Source organism: Paraburkholderia rhynchosiae (assembly GCF_002879865.1).
Taxonomy (GTDB): domain Bacteria; phylum Pseudomonadota; class Gammaproteobacteria; order Burkholderiales; family Burkholderiaceae; genus Paraburkholderia; species Paraburkholderia rhynchosiae.
The window spans coordinates 1-396 of record NZ_PNXY01000145.1 but is presented as its reverse complement, the minus strand read 5'-3'; the positions used below and the strand labels follow the sequence as shown (position 1 = coordinate 396).

At 65.4% G+C, this 396-nt stretch carries 1 pseudogene; it reads right to left on the bottom strand.

Features of this window, described 5'->3' with window-relative positions:
• Positions 1-396: pseudogene (locus C0Z16_RS37205) on the bottom strand (hypothetical protein); the annotation flags it as partial.

Sequence of the window (396 nt, the reverse complement as noted above, 5' to 3'; positions counted from 1 at the left end):
CTGAAATGGGCTGTCAGGAGGCAAGGCACCGCAACCGTCCTCATGGACAAACAGCTCGTGAACGCCGCGCAGCGCGTCCATGACGCCTTTCGCATGCGCATCGGACAAGGCGATGGCGCCAGCTGGCGCCTCTTCCTCGGCTGCGCGCATCTCGCGGTCCACAAGGTCCAGCATGGACAGGCGACGTATCACATCGTGGCCGTCAATCTGGCCGACGACCCTGATGGCGGCCAACATGTTGCGAAGGGTGGAGGGTTCACCGGCACCGGCACAGTCCGCGGGAACTGCTGCCGCGGGTGGCATGCTGGCTTGCGGGGCGTCGGCACGCCGCCATTTGTCGAACTCTCGAAGGAAGACCGTGTCGGCGAGCAGGCCAGCGATTGCGTTGGCCTGCTC